We start from the raw sequence: 19,106 nt of genomic DNA on the forward strand, positions 1-19,106 counted from the left end.
AAATCTATCTAAATTAATTTAATTCCGTACTTGAAAAGTATGATAGTACTTAAATACGAATTAATAAACTAATTGATGTTTTTTTAATGGCAACCCATATTATAAAAAATCAAAGTAATCTGAACTGGCTATATCTTCATATAGCAATGTTTATCATTGGATTCATATTAATTATAACTAGGCGACCAGATGCAATTTTAAATCCTCAATTTTGGGCAGAAGACGGAACTATATTTTATGCCCAAGCTTACAATGATGGTATTTTGAAATCATTGTTTTCTCCCTATGCAGGATATCTACATACTGTTCCCAGGTTAACTGCTGCTTTCAGTATGTTTTTCTCTTTAAAAGCAGCACCCCTTGTGTTCAATGTAATTGCGATTACAATTCAAATTCTGCCAGTTAATTTTCTAATCTCATCGAGATTTTCTAAGTTAATCCCCAAGCTCAATCATAGAATCGCCTTATCATTACTTTATTTAGCTTTACCTGGATGCTATGAGATTAATGCAAATCTTACTAATGCACAATGGCATCTAGCACTTTTAGTATTTATGGCAATGATTGCTCAATCTTTGCAATTATTACTTAATTTATTCGATGTTATCCTAATTTTTGTTGGCGGATTAACAGGGCCATTTGCAATTATAATGATACCTGCTATTTTATTTTTTGGCATTTATAAAAAAAAGAACAATATTAGAATTAATAAATTATTTTACACAAAATTTTGGGTTTTAACAGCCACAGCAATAATTCAAATATTAATTATTTTTACTGATAAAAGAGGGCAAGAGAGGATCAACGGATTAGATGCAAGCTTTCTATCTTTAGATTCTGTATCTACAATTGCAAAAATTTTGATAAATCATCTGTTTTTAATATCAATTTTGGGAACTAAAATGACAGATCATCTAGTCAAGAATTTCCCATTATACCTATATATAATCGTCGGTATATTAGCATTAATTGTAGGGACTACTATTATAGTTTATGTATTAATGAGATCACCTCTAGAACTAAGATCATTTTTTGTATTTGCTGCTCTAATTCCTTTTACTGTTCTACTTTCAGAGTTTCCAAACATCAATGATTTTGCGCTGGTTGGTTTTGGTGGACGCTACTGGTTTAATTTAACACTGGCTTTTTGTGTAGGAATTTTATGGTTTTACTGCCACATAAGTAATAAAAATAAAAGTAATTATATTTTACAGATAGGCACACTAATTGTCTTGTTACTGATGTTACTTGGCATAGTGAGTGATTGGCAGCATCCTCCTTTTACTGATTTTAAGTTTGCTGAATATGCTGACAAATTTACGGAATTAGCACCTAGAGAAAAAATAACAATTCCCATAAATCCAAGTTGGTCTATGGAACTAATAAAACATTAGTTAATATTGAATGTTGATTAAGTTCATTGCAGAATATTATCCTTGATTAATTTTTGGGGAGTTTGAGTAAATTTAATATGCAAAAAAACTGATATGAAAATATTTAAATTTCTGCTTGGTGGTAGTTTAGCAGCAGCACTAAATCTATTACTGATTTTTTTACTGGTTGAAAAGCTCAACTTCAACACTCCCTTATTACGAAATATTGCCAATGTAATATCAATTGAAATTTCCTTAATATTTAGTTTTTTTGTATACAGAACTTGGGTATGGACTGGTGGTGTTTGGAATCTTAGAGAAGTATTCTTACGTCAACTACCTCTTTATCATGTTTCTGCTGGACTAGCAGTTTTTACGCGTGTTTTCTTGATTTTTCCGATTTTAGATTGGTTGCAGGTTAACTATGCAGTTAATACTGTAATAGGCGCACTTTTGAGCGCATCTATTAATTATTTTATTAGTGATAGTTTTGTATTTAAAACACCAAGAAAACAAAATCGAGATGATTTACAAGGAGAAATCCCTTTAGATACATATTATCCAGAAGCATTAGCTCCAGCTATATCAATCGGATCAAAATCAAAGCAATCTGAATCGAAAGTTGTAGATGTTTCTAAAACTATTACTACTTTATCAATAGTCATTCCAGCCTACAATGAAGAAGATTGCATAGTGCAAACAATACAAACTATTAGCAAAACCTTAGAAATTGAACAAATAGATTATGAAATTTTAGTTGTTAACGATAATAGTAGGGATAGAACTGAAGAATTATTGCAGCAAATTACTTCACATAATAGTAAACTACGTTATGTGAATAATTATTATCCTAATGGCTTTGGCTTTGCGGTTCGCTGTGGTTTGGAGAACTTCACAGGGGATGCTGTAGCTGTGGTTATGGCAGATAGTTCAGATGCACCAGAGGATATAGTATCCTACTTCCATAAGCTACAAGAGGGTTATGATTGCGTTTTTGGTTCTCGCTTTATTAAAGGTGGTAAAGTAATTGATTATCCTGGTCACAAACTAGTTGTGAATCGTTTAGCAAACTTATTTATTCAAATCTTATTTAGTTTGAAATTTAATGATATTACTAATGCCTTTAAAGTTTATCGAAAGGAAGTAATTGAAGGTATTTCTCCCTTAATATCTCATCACTTTAACTTAACGGTAGAATTGCCTCTTAAAGCTATAGTTAGAGGTTACTCCTTTACAACTATTCCTATAATTTGGAGAAATAGAACCACAGGTGTTTCTAAGCTCAAACTAAAAGAAATGGGTAGTCGATATTTGTTTATAGTTCTCTACATTTGGTTAGAAAAACACCTGTCCCGTGGAGATTACCATCTCAGTAAAAAAAGAACTGTCGTTAAATCAAAGGCTGAATCGAATGGCTGAACGTGTTTTAATTTTAGGAGGGGCTGGTTTTATTGGCAGTTCTTTAGCAATCAGTCTCAAACAACAGCATCCTTCATGGAAAATCAGTTGTTTTGATAATTTACGGAGACGAGGTTCAGAATTAAATCTGACTAGATTCAAAAAATCAGGAATTGAGTTTATTCACGGTGATATTCGCTCTTCTAGCGATTTAGAACCCGGAATGTTCAATATCGATACTATTATTGACTGTTCTGCTGAACCTTCTGTTCTTGCAGGATTTTCCTCTCCACAATACGTCCTGCAAACAAATTTATTAGGAACTATTAATGTTCTGGAACTAGCTAGACAAATCGATGCTCGTTTGCTTTTTCTCTCTACTAGTCGTGTTTATCCGATTGAAACACTGAAGTCCATTAATCTGATAGAATCACCAACCCGATTGACTATTGCTCCTGAGCAAACAATTTCCGGAGTATCTAATCTTGGTATTGCCGAAGACTTTCCTCTTCAAAGCTACCGTTCTCTATATGGTACTACTAAACTTGCATCAGAGATGCTAATTGAAGAGTATCGACAAGCTTACGGTATTCAAGCAATAGTTAATCGTTGTGGCGTAATTACAGGGCCTTGGCAAATGGGTAAAGTTGACCAAGGTGTTTTTGTTTTATGGTTAGCTGCACACTATTTTGAGAAATCTTTAAGTTATATCGGCTACGGTGGTACAGGTAAACAAGTGAGAGATTTATTACATATTGAAGATTTATTAAGACTAATTAGCTACCAATTAGAACATTTTTCGGAACTAGGTGGGGATGTATTAAATGTTGGTGGAGGTGCTGATAATAGTCTATCTCTATTAGAAACTACTAAGCTCTGTGAAGCAATTACGGGTAAGTCTATTCCTATTAAATCAGAAGTCACAGCTAGACAGGGTGATATACCCATTTACATTACAGATTCTTCCAAAATTATCTCTAAGACTGGATGGAAACCAACCATGAATCCAGAACAAACTCTGCGAGATATTTATAGTTGGATTCTTGAATATGAGGAATTTCTTCAGCCCATTTTATCCTAACCTGTTTACTATACTTTGATGTGAGAAATAATATCATGCCCACTGTTCTAATTACTGGTTCATCTGGTCTGATAGGTTCAGAATCCGTTCATTTTTTCGCCCAGAAAGGTTTTCGGATTTTGGGCATTGATAATAATATGCGTGCGGTGTTTTTTGGTGAATCTGCTTCGACAGACTGGAATCGTCAAATTTTAGAAGATAAATATGGTGAGAGGTATCGCCACTATGATATCGATATCCGCGATCGCACTGCTATAGAAAACCTCTTTCAAGAATATTCTACTGATATTTCTCTCATTATCCATACAGCAGCGCAACCATCCCATGATTGGGCTGCAAAAGACCCCCACACAGATTTTACAGTCAATGCCAACGGCACTTTAGTTCTATTAGAAGCAACTCGACAATACTGTCCGCAAGCAGTTTTTATATTTACTTCCACTAACAAAGTCTATGGCGATACCCCTAACTATCTACCTTTACAGGAGTTAGAGACTCGCTGGGAAATTGCGCCCAATCATCAATACAAAGAAGGTATTGATGAGTCAATGACAATTGACAACTCTAAGCATTCCCTCTTTGGGGCTTCCAAAGTTGCCGCAGATGTACTAGTTCAAGAATATGGCAGATATTTCGGCATGAAAACTGCCAGTTTTAGAGGTGGTTGTTTGACTGGGCCTAATCATTCTGGCGCTCAATTGCATGGCTTTCTCGCTTACTTAATGAAATGTACTATTTCGGGTGATACGTACACTATCTTTGGCTACAAAGGCAAACAGGTTAGAGATAATATCCACAGTTACGACTTAGTGAACGCCTTTTATCACTTCTATCAAAACCCCAGATGTGGAGAGATTTATAACATCGGTGGTTCTCGGCATAGTAATTGTTCTATGTTAGAAGCGATCGCAATTTGCGAAAATATCGTCGGTAAAAAGCTGCAATATACCTATACAGATGATAATCGATCTGGCGATCACATCTGGTATATTTCAGATGTGGGTAAGTTTCGCTCTCACTATCCCACATGGGAGTATAAATATAATCTTCAACAAATACTAGAGGAGATTTATTATGCTCAAACATCTAGACAAACTAATTACGCGAAAAGTCATTAAGTAATCCTGCCAAAATACCAGTTAAGTTAAAATCTGTGAAAGTTGTTACCACTGAAATCTCTGATATTTTACTCCTCGAACCGCAAGTATTTACTGACTCACGCGGCTTTTTCTTTGAATCTTATAATCAGCAAAATTTTACAGATAAACTTGGTATCACCGTAAACTTCGTTCAAGATAACCACTCATTTTCCCAACATAACGTCCTGCGTGGTCTGCACTATCAAATTATTCAACCCCAAGGTAAACTAGTTCGTGCTATTGTGGGGACTATTTTTGATGTTGCTGTAGATATCAGAAAAAGCTCTCCCACCTTCGGACAATGGGTAGGTTACGAACTCAGCGCCGAGAACAAACGCCAATTGTGGATACCTCCAGGCTTCGCTCATGGCTTTGTTGTACTTTCTGAAGTTGCCGAAGTTGTTTACAAAACTACAGATTACTATGCGCCTGGTGGCGATCGCACTATTCTATGGAATGATCCTGATTTAGCGATAAATTGGCCTCTCAAAGAACCACCAATTTTATCAGCTAAAGATAGCCAGGGTCAGCCATTGAAAAGCGCGGAAGTATATGAATGAATCGATCCTACTAATAGGTGGTAACGGTCAAGTAGGTCAAGAAATCCACCAAATCCTTGCACCTAAATACAAAGTTATCTCAGCCGCACGACCCAGGATAGACCTAACTCAAGCTGATAGTCTGCGTCAAATCATCCAAGAAGTCCAACCGCAGATAATCATTAACGCTGCCGCTTACACTGCTGTAGACAAAGCCGAAACTGAACCCGAAATAGCCACAGCTATCAACGCTACAGCACCCCAAATTATCGCCGAAGAAAGCCAAAAACTCGGCTCATTCTTAATTCATATCTCCACAGATTACGTTTTTGATGGACAGCAAAGTCACCCTTACCAAGAAACAGACCCTACTAATCCCTTAAGTGTTTACGGTAAAACCAAACTAGCCGGAGAAATAGCCATTCAACAAACCCACCCCCAGCACCTCATTCTCCGTACAGCTTGGGTTTATGGCAGTTTTGGTAAAAGTAACTTTGTCAAAACCATGCTACGGTTGGGTGCAGAACGCCAAGAAATTCGGGTAGTTAAAGATCAAATTGGCTCCCCTACTTGGGCGCAAGATATCGCTGACACCATAGCCCAGGTGATACCCCAAATACCGGAAATTTCTGGGACTTACCACTACACAAACACTGGGGTAATTAGCTGGTATGACTTTGCCGTGGCTATTTTTGCCGAATCCCAAAAGCTAGGCTTTCCGCTCACAGTCCAACAAATTATTCCTATCACCACCGCCGAATATCCGACTTTAGCTCCCCGCCCTGCCTATTCTGTCCTAGCTTGTGAGAAAATGTCACAAGTTTTGGGAACTGCTCCCCCCCATTGGCAAGAAAGACTGCGGTTGATGCTTCAAGACTGGCTCTCCAAATATTCTTCATTATGAAAGCACTAATTCTCTCTGGCGGTAGAGGTACACGTCTACGTCCACTCACCTATACTGGAGCAAAGCAACTTGTCCCAGTTGCGAACAAACCTATTCTATGGTATGGGATTGAAGAAATGGTTGCGGCTGGTATTACTGATATCGGTATAATTATCAGCCCAGAAACAGGGGCAGAAGTACAAAGTAAAACTGGAGATGGAAAACTTTTTGGAGCGAACATCACCTATATTTTACAAGAACAACCGGCCGGTCTAGCTCATGCCGTTACTGTTGCTCGTCCCTTCTTAAAAGATTCACCTTTTGTCATGTATCTGGGGGATAACCTAATTCAACAAGGAGACTTAAGCAACTTTTTACAACAGTTTATCCAAGAACAACCTGATGCTTTAATTCTCTTGCGTGAGGTTATCAACCCTAGCGCCTTTGGTGTAGCTAAGGTGGATGATACCGGGCGAGTACTACAATTAATCGAAAAACCCAAAGTTCCTCCATCCAATCTAGCTCTAGTAGGGGTTTATTTCTTTTCCCCGATTATTCATGATTCTATTGCTCGTATCCAGCCTTCAAACCGAGGAGAACTGGAAATTACTGATGCTATTCAACGCTTAATAGACGATAAAAGACAAGTATTAGCTTGTAATTTATATGGTTGGTGGTTAGACACTGGTAAAAAAGATGATTTATTAGAAGCTAACCGCTTAATTCTTGATACCTGTTTAACAACGTCTAACTTAGGGGAAGTGGATGCTAAAAGTCAAATCATTGGACGAGTTCAAATTGGAGTCAATTCCCAAATCATCAATTGTACAATACGTGGCCCCGTGGTTATTGGCGATAATTGTTATTTAGAAAATTGCTTTATTGGCCCTTATAGCAGCATCGCCAACAATACAACACTCATCGACTCAGATTTAGAACACAGCGTAATTTTAGAAGGTGCTAAAATATCCGGAATCGATCAGCGAATCATTGATAGTGTAATTGGACAACGCGCGCAACTAACAATTGCTCCCCGTCGCCCAAAAGCATTACGCTTTTTGATTGGTGATGATTGTCAAATAGAACTGACATAACCCCTAAAAACTTAGGGCAAAGATAAAGCTATGTTAAGCAAGACAAGGTTTTTACATCGGCTTGTAGTAGGGTTCAGCCTGCGATATTCTCCTACGCGACTGTAAACCCGATCCTGTTTATGTAGCAGATGATACCAACCCTCAATTATCTAGGTTGTCTTACTTAAGATAATGCAGTTTATAGAAAAAATCGGTATTGTTTTAGCCACATATAATCCCAATCTAGAATATTTTGAGAAACAAATACAGTCTATTAAGCAACAAAGTTGGCAAAACTGGGTTTGTCACATTGTAGATGACTGTTCTCACTCAGAATATCAGGTGGGTATCAAGAAGATTATTGATAACGATCCACGTTTTATTTGCCATTTTCACAGTCATAATCTCAACCACTATTATAACTTTGAACGCGGTCTAAAATATTGCGCCCAAGATAAATCTATTACTGCTATATCTCTTGCTGATCAAGATGATATTTGGCATGAAGACAAGTTGAAAATTTTATTAAAAAAACTACGTTCACAAAAAGCAGTCTTAATACATTCTGATTTAGAGTTAATTAATAGTTACGACCAGACTATTCACCCATCTGCTTGGGATTTTGAAGGACGTAAACCACACAAATTATCCCACGATTTATTGTTACTTCGCAACGTGGTAACAGGATGTTCCGTATTATTTTGTACTTCTCTGCTCACGGATGTACTGCCATTTCCACCACAAAATAAAATTAGCTGGTATCACGATTGGTGGATAGCATTAGTTGCATCACATAGAGGCAAAATTGTACATATCCATCAACCTTTAGTTTGGTATAGAATTCATAATGCTAATAATGTCGGTGTTCTCAAAGACTCAGGCAAAATACATTGTGAATTATTGATTTTATGCCGCAAGAAATTTAAAATCAATGGCAATAGTTATTTAGTTCACCGAGACTTTAGTAAAGCATTTTATCGTCGATTTAAACGGGAACTTAATGAGATAGGTTATACCAATCCTTTTGATGATAGAAAATTGGATTTTGGTTGGAATATTCTTAAATTATTGTATAAAAGTTTGCTCGTAGGCTATAATTCAGAAGGTGCGGCGTTAAGAATTGGGATATTGAAACTAATTTTTGATGTCCAAAGAAGTTATAGAATCATACTTTATCATTGTTTAAAAACCTTTAGAAGTTATTATAAAAACAGTCAATAAGTATGTCCGAAGCGTCAAATCTTCTAGTATCAATTATTTTAGTTAACTACAATGGTGCTGATGTTATACCAAATTGCTTGAATTCCATAGATAAATTTATTCCTAAGGATAACTGTGAGATTATTCTAGTTGATAATGCTTCTCAAGATAATAGTTATGAGTTGGTTGCCAAAGATTTTCCTGATGTCAAAATAGTTAAATTGCCGAAAAACTATGGTTTTGGATCAGGAAATAATGCTGGTGCAAAAATCGCTAAAGGTGAATTTTTACTATTATTAAATACTGATACTATCCTAACTACCAATATTTTACCACACCTGATTGATTTGATGAGAGAAAATCCAGAGGTGGGTGTTATTGGTACTAAATTACTTTTTCCAGATGAGACATTTCAGGTTTCTTTTGCATACACAATTAGTCTTAAAGGTGAATATAAATCTAGAAAACTCCATAAATACGCCGAGGATAAATCTAAGTTAAATAGTTTAGAGCAGGAATTTAACACGATTAAAGAGGTGGATATTGTTGTCGGAGCAGCCTTATTTATTCGTGCAGATTTATTTCATAGTTTAGGTGGTTTTGACGAAAAGTTTTTTATCTATTTTGAAGATGCAGACTTATGTAAACGAGTGCAAAACCAAGGATATAAAATTTTATATACGCCTCAAGTGTCTTTAATACACATAAGAGGCCACTCTATGAAAAAAAATGCCAACGCTACGGCGATGGAATATAGACGTAGCCAAATTTATTATTACAAAAAACATTGTCCTTTATGGGAAAGAATTATTTTAAGAATATATCTATTGGCTAAATTTGTACCTGAGTTTTTGGCAACAAGAAATCCTTACAGTTTAGAAATAATAAAATTATTAAGAAAATTTTGAGTCAGCAGAACTTTTATCTGTAAAATTTATCTGAAAGTTGATGAGAGTAGATGATAAACTGGCAATGAGCAATCAAATTCTGCAACAACAAATTGCCTACTATCGTGCTAGAGCCAACGAATACGATCAGTGGTTTTATCGCATTGGTCGTTACGATCGCGGTAATGAACTAAATCGGCGTTGGTTTAAAGAAGTTGGTATTGTCAAGCAGGGTCTGCAACAAATCGGCCAAGCTGATAAAATCTTAGAATTAGCCTGTGGAACCGGAATTTGGACACAAGAGCTTTTAAAAATTGGACAGAAAATTACTGCAATTGATGCCTCCGAAGAAGTAATTGAAATTAATCGCCGCAAATTAAATTCCCCCAAAGTAGAATATCACCAAATTGATTTATTTGCCTGGGAACCTCAAGCTGAATATGATTTAGTATTTTTCTCTTTCTGGTTATCTCATGTGCCACCAGAATTACTGAAACCGTTTCTGCTAAAAGTTTATAAATCTGTGCGTGTCGGTGGACGATTATTTATCGTTGACTCACGCTTTGAGCCAACATCTACAGCTAATAATCATATTTTGAATGATGATGGCAGTATATATAAAAACCGGAAGTTAAATGATGGGCAAGAATTTCAAATAGTGAAAGTTTTTTATCAGCAAGATGAACTGCAAAAGCATCTGACACAAGTTGGTTTTAAATCCGATGTAAAAGTGACAGACCATTATTTTATCTATGCAAATAATACGAAGTTTTATAATTGATTGATAATATTGGATGCTCATCTAATACCTGCTTAAGGGATAATACTTAAGCATCAAATATTAATCAATTTTATTTGTTCTAATGACTATATCTCTATCTTAAAAACGGCTTGTAGATCCTGGTTTATCGTTGTTTGTTATTAGACAGATAGAATATTCAAGATGATGTCGTAGTTTTTTCAAAAATCAAACATGATTTCTATATGTCTTTATTAATAAACTTATCTTTTGCCCCTCTTCAACCAACAGGCTGGTTAACTTATAGCCTGAATTTGTTGCCGCATATTAAATATTTAGGTGTTAATGTTCTCAGTCCCAGGGAAATTCCTGAAGTAAAAGTTTATCAATCTCCAACTAACATTACAACAGAATGTGGAATTAAAGGACATTTTCAACGTTTGATGTGGGTGCAGTTTAAATTACCCAGTTTTTATAAAAAACTAAAGTCTCAATTATTATTTTCACCTATTCCCGAAGTTCCTCTATTTTCCAGATGTCGCAGTATTGTTACTATTCATGATTTAATCCCTTTAAGATTTCCCCAGGAATTTTCTGCGGCGCAACTTTTTTATTGCCGTAATTATCTACCTGCTGTTATTAAGCAATCAGAACACATTATTTGTAATTCCTTGAGTACTGCCCATGATATCCAGAATTTTCTAGGTGTTCCAGAAAAGAAGATAACTATAACTTCCTTAGCCATTGACACAGAAAATTTTAAGTTTTTGGATTTACCGAAGAAGAATTATTTTTTATATTATGGGCGACATAATATTTATAAAAATTTAAATCGAATTATTGCCGCTTTTGCTGCGTTACCGAACAAGGATTATGAACTGTGGTTAGCAGGCCCAAATGATGCACGTTATACCCCGACGTTGCAAGCACAAGTTGAGGAACTAGGGATAACTCATCGTGTGAAGTTCCTTGATTATGTTTCTTATAGTGAATTACCTGTCATTATTAATCAAGCGATCGCACTTGTTTTCCCCAGTCTTTGGGAAGGCTTTGGTTTCCCAGTCTTAGAAGCCTTGGCCTGCGGTACTCCTGTCATTACCTCTAACCTCTCTTCCTTACCGGAAGTGGCGGGAGATGCAGCTATCCTCATCAACCCCTACAACACAGCAGAAATCACAGATGCGATGCAGAACATAGCGAATGATGTTAAATTGCAATCCCATTTGTCTACCCAAGGAATCGCCAGAGCCAATCAATTTAGTTGGGAAAGAACAGGTAAAGCAACGAGTGAAGTTTTATCTCGTTATCTTTGAATTAATTAATTAATTCTGGGTTTCAAGCCCCGCTAAATTTTAAATTTAGCAGTCTTCAATGAGTGGCGCTTTCTTACCCCCATTCATTGTCTTGAATTTTGAATTTTGAATTTTGAATTGGAGCAAAGCGACTTGACTAATCCACCTTTTGTAATTGCGCTACTCTGGGGTCAATAATTTTCTGACCCAAGCTCGTAAATTTAACCGCGACAGAAAGCTTGCTACCAGAACCAAAAACGTGGGTTATTTCCCCAATCCCAAAACTTTTGTGTAAAACTCTGTCCCCTACTTGCCAATCTTGATTTGCTGTTTGCTTACCATTGGTAGTTGATGGGGGTTTAGTATAGGTTTGTCGGACTTGGTATTGGGTGGTGATTAATTCGGCTGGTAGTTCGTCGAGAAATTGCGATCGCATGGCGGGTTCCCGTGAGCCATATAAGCGGCGTTCACGGGCGAAGGATAAATACAACCGTTCTTGGGCGCGAGTAATCCCTACATAACAGAGGCGGCGTTCTTCTTCTAAGGCTGCGGGGTCATTTAGTGAACGGTAGCCGGGGAATAATCCCTGTTCCAAACCTACCAAGAAGACTACAGGAAATTCCAAACCTTTGGAAGCGTGCAGAGTCATTAGAGAAACGGCTGTTTGACCTTCCTTGAGGTTATCTAAATCGGAACTAAGGGCTGTACTTTGTAGAAACGCTGTTAAAGAAACATCTTCATTCTCTTCTTGGAATTGTAAGACGGCGTTGTAAAGTTCCTGTACGTTTTGGATGCGGTCTTCAGATTCGTCTGTTCCTTGGTTTTGTAAATCTTGTACGTAACCAGAATCTTCTAAAATCCCCATAACTATTTCTGTAACTGGGGCTGTGGTTATTTGCTCTTGCCAACGGTTAATCATTTGGGCAAAGTGATTTACCCCTTTAGCCGATCGCCCAGCTAACGTGTTGACTGATGTTTCATCACTTAAAATTTCCCAGAGAGTTGTACCTAATTGCTGGGAAGCATTGATTAAGTTATCAATAGTCGCCTTACCGATACCACGCCGAGGGGTGTTAATCACTCGTAATAGACTAACTGTATCCGAGGGATTAGCGATCGCCCTTAAATAAGCTATGACATCTTTAATTTCTTTGCGGTCATAGAACTTCATTCCACCCACAACTGTGTAAGGAATCTGATTCCTGACTAACAATTCTTCAAAGGGACGAGATTGGGCATTTGTCCGATACAAAATCGCAAAGCTACCCCAATCTAACTCCGGGTTTTGATGCTCTAATGTGCGGATTTGACGAATTACAAAATCAGCTTCTTCTAATTCATTATCTGCCTTGTGGCAGTAAATTTCCTCACCTGCTCCCCGCGTCGCCTTCAGGACTTTATCAATTCTTTGAGTATTATTTTCAATCAGTTCGTTAGCAACTTGGAGAATGTTTTCACATGAGCGATAGTTCTCTTCTAACTTCACCATTGTGCGGGTATCTTCATCTGGCAAACCATCACCAAATTGATTCTGAAACTCCAGCAGGATGGTGAAATCTGCCATTCTAAAGCTGTAAATAGATTGGTCTGCATCACCGACAACAAAAACCGAGCGATTTTGCCATTCCCATGCACTTTTTCTCTCTTCGCCATTGGTTGTCAACAGGCGAATTAAATCGTATTGTGTGCGGTTAGTATCTTGATATTCGTCTACAAGAATGTGACAAAACTTGCGATGCCAGTAACCTAAAACTTGTTCATTCTGTTGAAATAATCTCGTAGGAATTAAGATTAAATCATCAAAATCAAGAGCGTTGTTTTCTGCTAGTTTATCTTGATAACGATTATAGACATCAGCAATTACTCTCCCACGATAATTTGGCTGGTCTTTTTCAAATTCCTGGGGTGAAAGTCCTTGATTTTTGGCATTACTAATGGCGTAGCGGACAGAACGCGGCTCAAACTTCTTATCATCTAGATTTAATTGTTTCGTGACGATTTCTTTGATGAGACCTTGTACATCAGATTCATCAAAAATGGAAAAATTACGATTCCATTGTCGCCCTTTTTCATCTTGGTATTTTTCGATATCAAAGCGGAGAATACGGGAAAATAAACTGTGGAAAGTACCACACCACAGTTCTTTAATAGTAGTTTTATAAACGCGCGATCGCAATTTAGTTTGTTCGTGTTCTGGTAATAAATCTAAACGCTTTCCGTGTTCTGTCAAGGCTAATTGTTCCGCAAACAGCCGTTGAATCCGTTCTTTCATCTCCCTGGCGGCTTTGTTGGTGAAAGTCACCGCCAAAATATTTTCGGGAGCAACGCGGTGCTTTAGTATTAAATTAGCAATCCGATAAGTTAGCGCTCGTGTTTTACCGGAACCAGCACCAGCAACAACTAACAAGGGGCCGCAATAGTGTTCCACGGCTTGACGTTGGCTGGGATTCAGATGACTGAGAAAGTCGGTAGTCATTAGTTATTAGTCAGTGGTCAGTAGTCAGTAGTCAGTAGTCAACAATTAATGTGAATTGTTCTCCTGACCTCCCCATCTATTACTCTACCTTCAACTTTGCTCCTGAAGTGGCAGATAGACGGTAAAAGTCGAACCCAGACCTGGTTGACTTTTGACGATAATTTCCCCTCCCATCATCTGGCAAAAGTGGCGGCTAATTGCTAAACCTAGTCCAGTACCGCCATATTTTTTCGTGGTTGAGGTGTCGCCTTGAGTAAAGGGTTGAAATAACTGTAGCTGCTGACTAGGGGACATCCCAATACCTGTATCACTCACCGTGAAGGATATCGCACCAAAGGGCATTTCTGCTAAAAAATCTTCTTTTTCTCGCCTAACTGTAAGTTTGATACTGCCGTTGGTGGTGAATTTAGCAGCATTACTGAGTAGATTTAATAATACTTGCCGCATCCTGGTTTGATCAGCATACATTGTACCCAGGTGTTCATCACAATATATTTCTAAAATGTTGTTATTTTTTTCTATAGTCGGTTTGACGGTTAAAACAACATTATTTATGAGTGTAACAACATCAAATATCTCTGGATAAAGGGTCATTTTACCCGCTTCAATTTTCGACAAATCCAGAATATCGTTAATTAGTTCCAGTAGGTGTCTACCCGCAGAATTGATGGTTTCTAGATCACTGGTGAATTCTCCCGACAAACTCAGGTCAGCCGCATCGTCTTTGAGGAGTTGGCTTAAGCCAATTACAGCGTTTAAAGGTGTACGCAACTCATGACTAACATTGGCAAGAAATATACTTTTTGCTTTGCTGGCTGCTTCAGCTAGTTCTTTAGCTTGTTCTAGTTCTTTGGTACGCTCAGATACACGCTCAATTAGACGATTGAGGGATTTAGCCAGTAAGCCGATTTCATCTTCTGTCGTGACAGGAGCGCGTAAATCAAAATTCGGTTTACGGGCTACTTGTTCTGCTACTTGGGTGACGGTAATGACTGGTTCAGCGATCGCTCGACTAGTCCGCCATGCTACGATGGCAGCGATCGCCACTGACACCAGCATACTCACCATCACAATTAATCTCTCAACGCTTTTGGCTTCTTCAACATCTCTTTGTCTCTGACGCTCTTTTGATTCAGCAGTTTGTAAGATATTGGATAACTTCCGTGAGAGTTGCTCTAGCTGCATGGCTGTTTCGCCGCGCATAATCTCCAATAACTTCGCTCTGACTTGAGCCGCCTGTTTTGGTGGTACAGGCTGCTGAATCTCTGCTACGACAGCATCTATTTGCTGCACATAAGCATCTAAATAAAACGCATAGTCTTGTAATAGAGCTTTTAAGTTGACACTAGTTGCAGCCAAGTCTTTAGGTCTACCCTCTATAAACTTGGCAATTTTTTGTTCACCAGCTTCGGCTTTTTTGACATCCCTCAAGAAATCGGCTTTTTTCATGGGTAAGCGCTGGGGATCTTCCAAAAATGCCACAATATTAGAGCTATGTAGTTGCGCTCCAATAACAGCATTCTTATAATCGGTTAATAATTGTCTTTGTTCTTGAGCTTGATTAAATTCCCTGATTTCTTTGCCTCGGTAGTAATTGGCAATTACCAATCCAGTGAGTGAGCCGAAAAAGCCAATTCCAATTGCCACAAAGTATCCATACCCAATTTTCTGATGGATACGCCAGGAACTTGCTTTGAGTTTCCCTCGTGAAGGAAATTCTATAGTTGGGAGTTCGTCTGTCGATGTTGATGGCTCTTCTAATGACACTTCTTTGCTGTCTGAACTGCTGTCAACAGGGATCGGCTGTTGAGTTTGCATCCCTCAAATCTCCTTACCCTCCCGCCAAAACCACTAAACCACCGTCATTTGTATAACTATTACAAATGTTGATAACCACCTGTATTATCTTGGCTGATAAAAAATATAAGTAATTCACCTTTTAGATAATTCGCATGACTTCACGGTGTTTGAGTAGTTTTGATATGAATGTTTACATGGTGACTTGTTAGTACAAAATACTTGTTATTTTGTCGATTTTTTAGTAGTTTCCCTGATTATTTGTCAGAATCTTGTTAGTCTAGCCGGTTCCTTCGTCGGTTCTGGATAAAAACACTAGTTAATAGCTTCTAACCTAATAATCCCTTTTTCATCGGGAATGTTGGAAGAGATAATCTTTAGCAATCGGTTTCTATTTTAGATGACAAACCAGCTTCATAACCAACAAGAAACTAAATATTGTAGTAAATTATAGAAATTTTGCTGGTATACCCACTGGTGAAAGACCGGCGATCGCTCGTAAATTTTGGCAACGAATCAAAGCGATAAAATCTAAGCTAGAACGCCCTTCTATCTTAGCTACTGACTCAATTGCTGATAGTAAATTTTGTGCTGCTTCGGCTTCGGAATAACCACGGCGTTGAGCAACTTTGATCGCTGCTGTGTCAGCATTTAACTCAGACTCTTGAGATTTGTTGCTACGCCAGATCCGCAACAAAGCGATCGCACTCAATCCCCCAGCGATCGCCACCCCCACCACATCAGATTGTGCAGATTCCACTAATCCGCCCAAAAGCCCTGCTAACACCACACCCTGATAAATATTTGGTGTAAACCACCTCACCCCTGTCAACCAAGCGACCTTTTGTAATATGAGCAAATCTCGTTGTGGTTTTGTCAAGCGCTCCCATAAACCAAAGTTTATATATATTAGCCTCTCTTGATTCCAGGGCAAAGGAAAAATCGGGTCAATTACCTGATTTTGTTCTGGTTTGCTGACAATTTTAATCGTCATCCTACCAGAAGCCGGCATTACCTCAAATAAACGACGTATTTCAACTTTTGGCTCCATAGAAATAATTCGTAATCCATGATTTGTAATTAAGATACAAACTTTTCTGTACCCCTGTAGCTGTTTCAAAAGTTATTTTTTCACCACAGAGCCACGGAGATCAGTCCATAGCTACTTCCCCAAGTAAAAATCTATTGCTAATCCCAACACAAAGCTTAACTCTATTATGATGAAATAGAGTGTATGAAAAAACACCGTAAAAGTTCTAAATTACGAATTACGAACTACGAATTATCACATGGATGCGTTTGCTCCCACCCCCCCCGAATGGACACAAAAGGCAGTTCATGCTTACGAGTTTTGCTGTCCAACCTGCCGCGCCAGTAGTTTAGAAGCTTCACAAGTTTGGATTAATCGGCGATCGCCCGTGCTAACAACAGACCATCGGCGTAAATGGCAGGAGTTCTACAATTGCCAATGTGGTTGTGTTTGGTGGGCATGGAGTAGCGATCGGCCTCCATCCAATTTGTCTAAACCACAAGATTCTGATTTGCAATAAAAAAAGCCCTCTTGTATAGAGAGCTTTGGTTAACATTAAGTAGTTAAATACTTAACTTAGAAAGTGAATGTAGTACGGAGTGTACCTACATAAATAGTATCGTTGTTGTTGTTGTTTTCTGGGTTGAAAATCACCAATAAACCGGGGGTCACGAGAATATTATCAGTTAGTTTCAGCTTGTAAAGACCTTCTAAATGATAAGAAGTGCCGCTTTCTGATGCAATATTGTTACCGCCAGTGATTTTAGGTGGCTGACCAAATATCAAACCCAATGTATTCCCTTCTCTACCAAAGTCTTTGATACCAAGGCTAGCAGCCCAGTAAAACGCATCTGCATCTCTGTTAGCACCAGTTACAGCCTCAGCAGTGGTGTAGCCCACCCAACCACCAAGGGTTAGGGTAGAACTGGGTTGGAATGTAGCTTGGAAACCGTAGTGGTTAGCTTCGGTTCTAGCACCAGCAAAGGGATTATTCGCAAAAGAACTTCCTGTGCTACCGAAGAGGTTGGGAGTTTGTTGATAAGTACGAGCGTAGGCGAAACCAAGGTTAAGAGCTTGGTTTGGTTTAAAAGAAACCTGACCAAAAATGGCATTGTTGCCATCAAATAAACCATTTCCATCAGCAGGGTTAGCAGCATTATTTCTGCCTGTTGCCACGTAAGCTGCTGTAAAAGTTAAAGGCCCGTTGGGATTAACATTTACTGTGATACCAGCACCGTCGTTGGCTTGACGATAAATAGGGCTAAAACGTCCGTAGCGGGAGAGAGCGCCAGAACCACTGCTTCTAAAGTCAGGATTAAACACATTGGCGTTTTCGTTCAACTCAGCGCCAGTTGCATCAATCTTGACCCGGATAGAATCGCTCAGATTGAACGCATAGTTGAGTTTATCGATGGTAACACTGTTATCAGTACCGCCGTCATAACCCAAGCGAGTCATGTTAGTGCCGGTGGAAGCATTACCTATGTTATTGGCATTATTAGCAATAATGTTTCCAGCATTTAACCGAGTTTGCAACTGGTCTGTGCCGGTGAAACTGCTGTTTAAGGTTAAACGTACCCGGTTAGCAAAAGCCAGGTTAGAATCTAAATCGCTTCGAGCAGCTTGAGAACCAGAAGGTAGCGCTCTAGTGTCACCAAAAGCTTGGGACACACTGAAGATTGCTTCTCCAGAAAGCTTGGTAGTAGTAGAGAATTGATTAGCTTCTAACTCCGCAGTACGAGCTTCTAAAGCATCGACACGACCGCGTAAAGTTGCTAATTCAGCAGAAAATTCCTCTTGTAAACGCTGTAAAGTAGCTAAATCTTGCTTGCTAACTAAATCAGCTGTTGCTGTAGCAATCAGTTCGTTAACTCTGTCTAAACAAGCATTCAAACCAGCAGCAAACTCATAACGGGTCAAAGCACGATTACCACGGTATGTGCCGTTGGGATAACCTGCAATACAACCATAACGCTCAACCAGAGATTGTAATGCTTGGAATGCCCAATCGGTAGGTTGCACATCTGAGAATTGTGATACAGATGTTACCTGACCAATATTTTGAGCTTTAGAAGCTTGTGTTAATTGGGAAACACTGGTTACTGCCTCACCAGCTAAGGCGCTATTACTAGCGAAAAATGTCGCAGCAAAAACAACTGGACTAAATTTTAAAGCGTTCCAGAACAGTTTTGTCATGGT

Annotated in this window: 16 protein-coding genes; 12 read left to right on the forward strand and 4 right to left on the reverse strand. The window is 38.3% G+C overall.

Features of this window, described 5'->3' with window-relative positions; genetic code table 11:
- Positions 1–86: 86 nt before the first annotated feature.
- The 11 genes from GSQ19_RS22590 (at position 87) to GSQ19_RS22640 (ending at position 11,625) form a co-directional block, all read left to right on the forward strand.
- Positions 87–1,394: a hypothetical protein gene (locus GSQ19_RS22590; RefSeq protein ID WP_011320074.1), complete on the forward strand. Its 1,308-nt coding sequence runs from the start codon at positions 87–89 to the stop codon at positions 1,392–1,394.
- A 93-nt stretch (positions 1,395–1,487) separates the two neighbouring features.
- Positions 1,488–2,792, forward strand: a complete 1,305-nt coding sequence (locus GSQ19_RS22595) for a glycosyltransferase (RefSeq protein WP_011320075.1) — start codon at positions 1,488–1,490, stop codon at positions 2,790–2,792.
- A complete protein-coding gene (locus GSQ19_RS22600) occupies positions 2,785–3,852 on the forward strand; it encodes an NAD-dependent epimerase/dehydratase family protein (RefSeq protein WP_011320076.1) in 1,068 nt (355 codons plus the stop codon). Before GSQ19_RS22595 ends, GSQ19_RS22600 begins: the two co-directional genes overlap by 8 nt.
- Before the next feature lie 35 nt (positions 3,853–3,887).
- Positions 3,888–4,970: an NAD-dependent epimerase/dehydratase family protein gene (locus GSQ19_RS22605; protein WP_011320077.1), complete on the forward strand. Its 1,083-nt coding sequence runs from the start codon at positions 3,888–3,890 to the stop codon at positions 4,968–4,970.
- A 35-nt stretch (positions 4,971–5,005) separates the two neighbouring features.
- The gene (rfbC, locus tag GSQ19_RS22610; protein WP_011320078.1) at positions 5,006–5,551 is read left to right on the forward strand and encodes a dTDP-4-dehydrorhamnose 3,5-epimerase; all 546 of its coding nucleotides are present in this window, start codon (positions 5,006–5,008) and stop codon (positions 5,549–5,551) included.
- Positions 5,544–6,434, forward strand: a complete 891-nt coding sequence (rfbD, locus tag GSQ19_RS22615) for a dTDP-4-dehydrorhamnose reductase (RefSeq protein ID WP_011320079.1) — start codon at positions 5,544–5,546, stop codon at positions 6,432–6,434. Before rfbC ends, rfbD begins: the two co-directional genes overlap by 8 nt.
- Entirely contained in the window at positions 6,431–7,507 is a 1,077-nt protein-coding gene (locus GSQ19_RS22620; RefSeq protein WP_011320080.1) for a glucose-1-phosphate thymidylyltransferase, read from the forward strand. Before rfbD ends, GSQ19_RS22620 begins: the two co-directional genes overlap by 4 nt.
- A 171-nt stretch (positions 7,508–7,678) precedes the next feature.
- Positions 7,679–8,707 (forward strand): glycosyltransferase family 2 protein, encoded by a 1,029-nt coding sequence (locus tag GSQ19_RS22625; RefSeq protein ID WP_011320081.1) that lies wholly within the window; start codon positions 7,679–7,681, stop codon positions 8,705–8,707.
- Between the two features lie 2 nt (positions 8,708–8,709).
- On the forward strand, positions 8,710–9,594 hold the full coding sequence (locus tag GSQ19_RS22630) for a glycosyltransferase family 2 protein (protein ID WP_011320082.1): 885 nt from the start codon (positions 8,710–8,712) through the stop codon (positions 9,592–9,594).
- A gap of 64 nt (positions 9,595–9,658) precedes the next feature.
- Positions 9,659–10,354, forward strand: coding sequence for a class I SAM-dependent methyltransferase (locus tag GSQ19_RS22635; protein WP_041456882.1), 696 nt, complete (start codon positions 9,659–9,661; stop codon positions 10,352–10,354).
- Positions 10,355–10,557: 203 nt separating this feature from the next.
- On the forward strand, positions 10,558–11,625 hold the full coding sequence (locus tag GSQ19_RS22640; protein WP_011320084.1) for a glycosyltransferase family 4 protein: 1,068 nt from the start codon (positions 10,558–10,560) through the stop codon (positions 11,623–11,625).
- A gap of 136 nt (positions 11,626–11,761) precedes the next feature.
- Here the strand turns inward: GSQ19_RS22640 and pcrA are convergent, their stop codons facing one another.
- The 3 genes from pcrA to GSQ19_RS22655 all read right to left on the reverse strand — a co-directional run bounded on the left by pcrA (position 11,762) and on the right by GSQ19_RS22655 (position 16,928).
- Positions 11,762–14,080, reverse strand: a complete 2,319-nt coding sequence (gene pcrA, locus GSQ19_RS22645; protein WP_011320085.1) for a DNA helicase PcrA — start codon at positions 14,078–14,080, stop codon at positions 11,762–11,764.
- A gap of 90 nt (positions 14,081–14,170) precedes the next feature.
- Positions 14,171–15,898, reverse strand: a complete 1,728-nt coding sequence (locus GSQ19_RS22650) for a sensor histidine kinase (protein ID WP_011320086.1) — start codon at positions 15,896–15,898, stop codon at positions 14,171–14,173.
- Positions 15,899–16,325: 427 nt separating this feature from the next.
- Entirely contained in the window at positions 16,326–16,928 is a 603-nt protein-coding gene (locus GSQ19_RS22655; RefSeq protein WP_011320087.1) for a DUF3318 domain-containing protein, read from the reverse strand.
- Positions 16,929–17,166: 238 nt separating this feature from the next.
- Between GSQ19_RS22655 and GSQ19_RS22660 the strand changes: the two genes are divergently transcribed.
- Positions 17,167–17,427, forward strand: a complete 261-nt coding sequence (locus GSQ19_RS22660; protein ID WP_011320088.1) for a hypothetical protein — start codon at positions 17,167–17,169, stop codon at positions 17,425–17,427.
- A 56-nt stretch (positions 17,428–17,483) separates the two neighbouring features.
- Here GSQ19_RS22660 and GSQ19_RS22665 read toward each other — a convergent pair whose 3' ends face one another.
- Complete coding sequence (locus GSQ19_RS22665; protein ID WP_011320089.1) at positions 17,484–19,103, reverse strand: iron uptake porin; 1,620 nt, start codon at positions 19,101–19,103, stop codon at positions 17,484–17,486.
- Positions 19,104–19,106 lie beyond the last annotated feature (3 nt).

This window comes from Trichormus variabilis 0441 (genome assembly GCF_009856605.1).
Taxonomy (GTDB): Bacteria; Cyanobacteriota; Cyanobacteriia; order Cyanobacteriales; family Nostocaceae; genus Trichormus; species Trichormus variabilis.

Bases quoted from the DNA above. Each gene is read 5' to 3' on its own strand.
- GSQ19_RS22590 (WP_011320074.1), top strand. From the start codon at position 87: ATGGCAACCCATATTATAAAAAATCAAAGTAATCTGAACTGGCTATAT.
- GSQ19_RS22595 (WP_011320075.1), top strand. From the start codon at position 1,488: ATGAAAATATTTAAATTTCTGCTTGGTGGTAGTTTAGCAGCAGCACTA.
- GSQ19_RS22600 (WP_011320076.1), top strand. From the start codon at position 2,785: ATGGCTGAACGTGTTTTAATTTTAGGAGGGGCTGGTTTTATTGGCAGT.
- GSQ19_RS22605 (WP_011320077.1), top strand. From the start codon at position 3,888: ATGCCCACTGTTCTAATTACTGGTTCATCTGGTCTGATAGGTTCAGAA.
- rfbD (WP_011320079.1), top strand. From the start codon at position 5,544: ATGAATGAATCGATCCTACTAATAGGTGGTAACGGTCAAGTAGGTCAA.
- GSQ19_RS22620 (WP_011320080.1), top strand. From the start codon at position 6,431: ATGAAAGCACTAATTCTCTCTGGCGGTAGAGGTACACGTCTACGTCCA.
- GSQ19_RS22625 (WP_011320081.1), top strand. From the start codon at position 7,679: ATGCAGTTTATAGAAAAAATCGGTATTGTTTTAGCCACATATAATCCC.
- GSQ19_RS22630 (WP_011320082.1), top strand. From the start codon at position 8,710: ATGTCCGAAGCGTCAAATCTTCTAGTATCAATTATTTTAGTTAACTAC.
- GSQ19_RS22635 (WP_041456882.1), top strand. From the start codon at position 9,659: ATGAGCAATCAAATTCTGCAACAACAAATTGCCTACTATCGTGCTAGA.
- GSQ19_RS22640 (WP_011320084.1), top strand. From the start codon at position 10,558: ATGTCTTTATTAATAAACTTATCTTTTGCCCCTCTTCAACCAACAGGC.
- pcrA (WP_011320085.1), bottom strand. From the start codon at position 14,080: ATGACTACCGACTTTCTCAGTCATCTGAATCCCAGCCAACGTCAAGCC.
- GSQ19_RS22650 (WP_011320086.1), bottom strand. From the start codon at position 15,898: ATGCAAACTCAACAGCCGATCCCTGTTGACAGCAGTTCAGACAGCAAA.
- GSQ19_RS22655 (WP_011320087.1), bottom strand. From the start codon at position 16,928: ATGGAGCCAAAAGTTGAAATACGTCGTTTATTTGAGGTAATGCCGGCT.
- GSQ19_RS22660 (WP_011320088.1), top strand. From the start codon at position 17,167: ATGGATGCGTTTGCTCCCACCCCCCCCGAATGGACACAAAAGGCAGTT.
- GSQ19_RS22665 (WP_011320089.1), bottom strand. From the start codon at position 19,103: ATGACAAAACTGTTCTGGAACGCTTTAAAATTTAGTCCAGTTGTTTTT.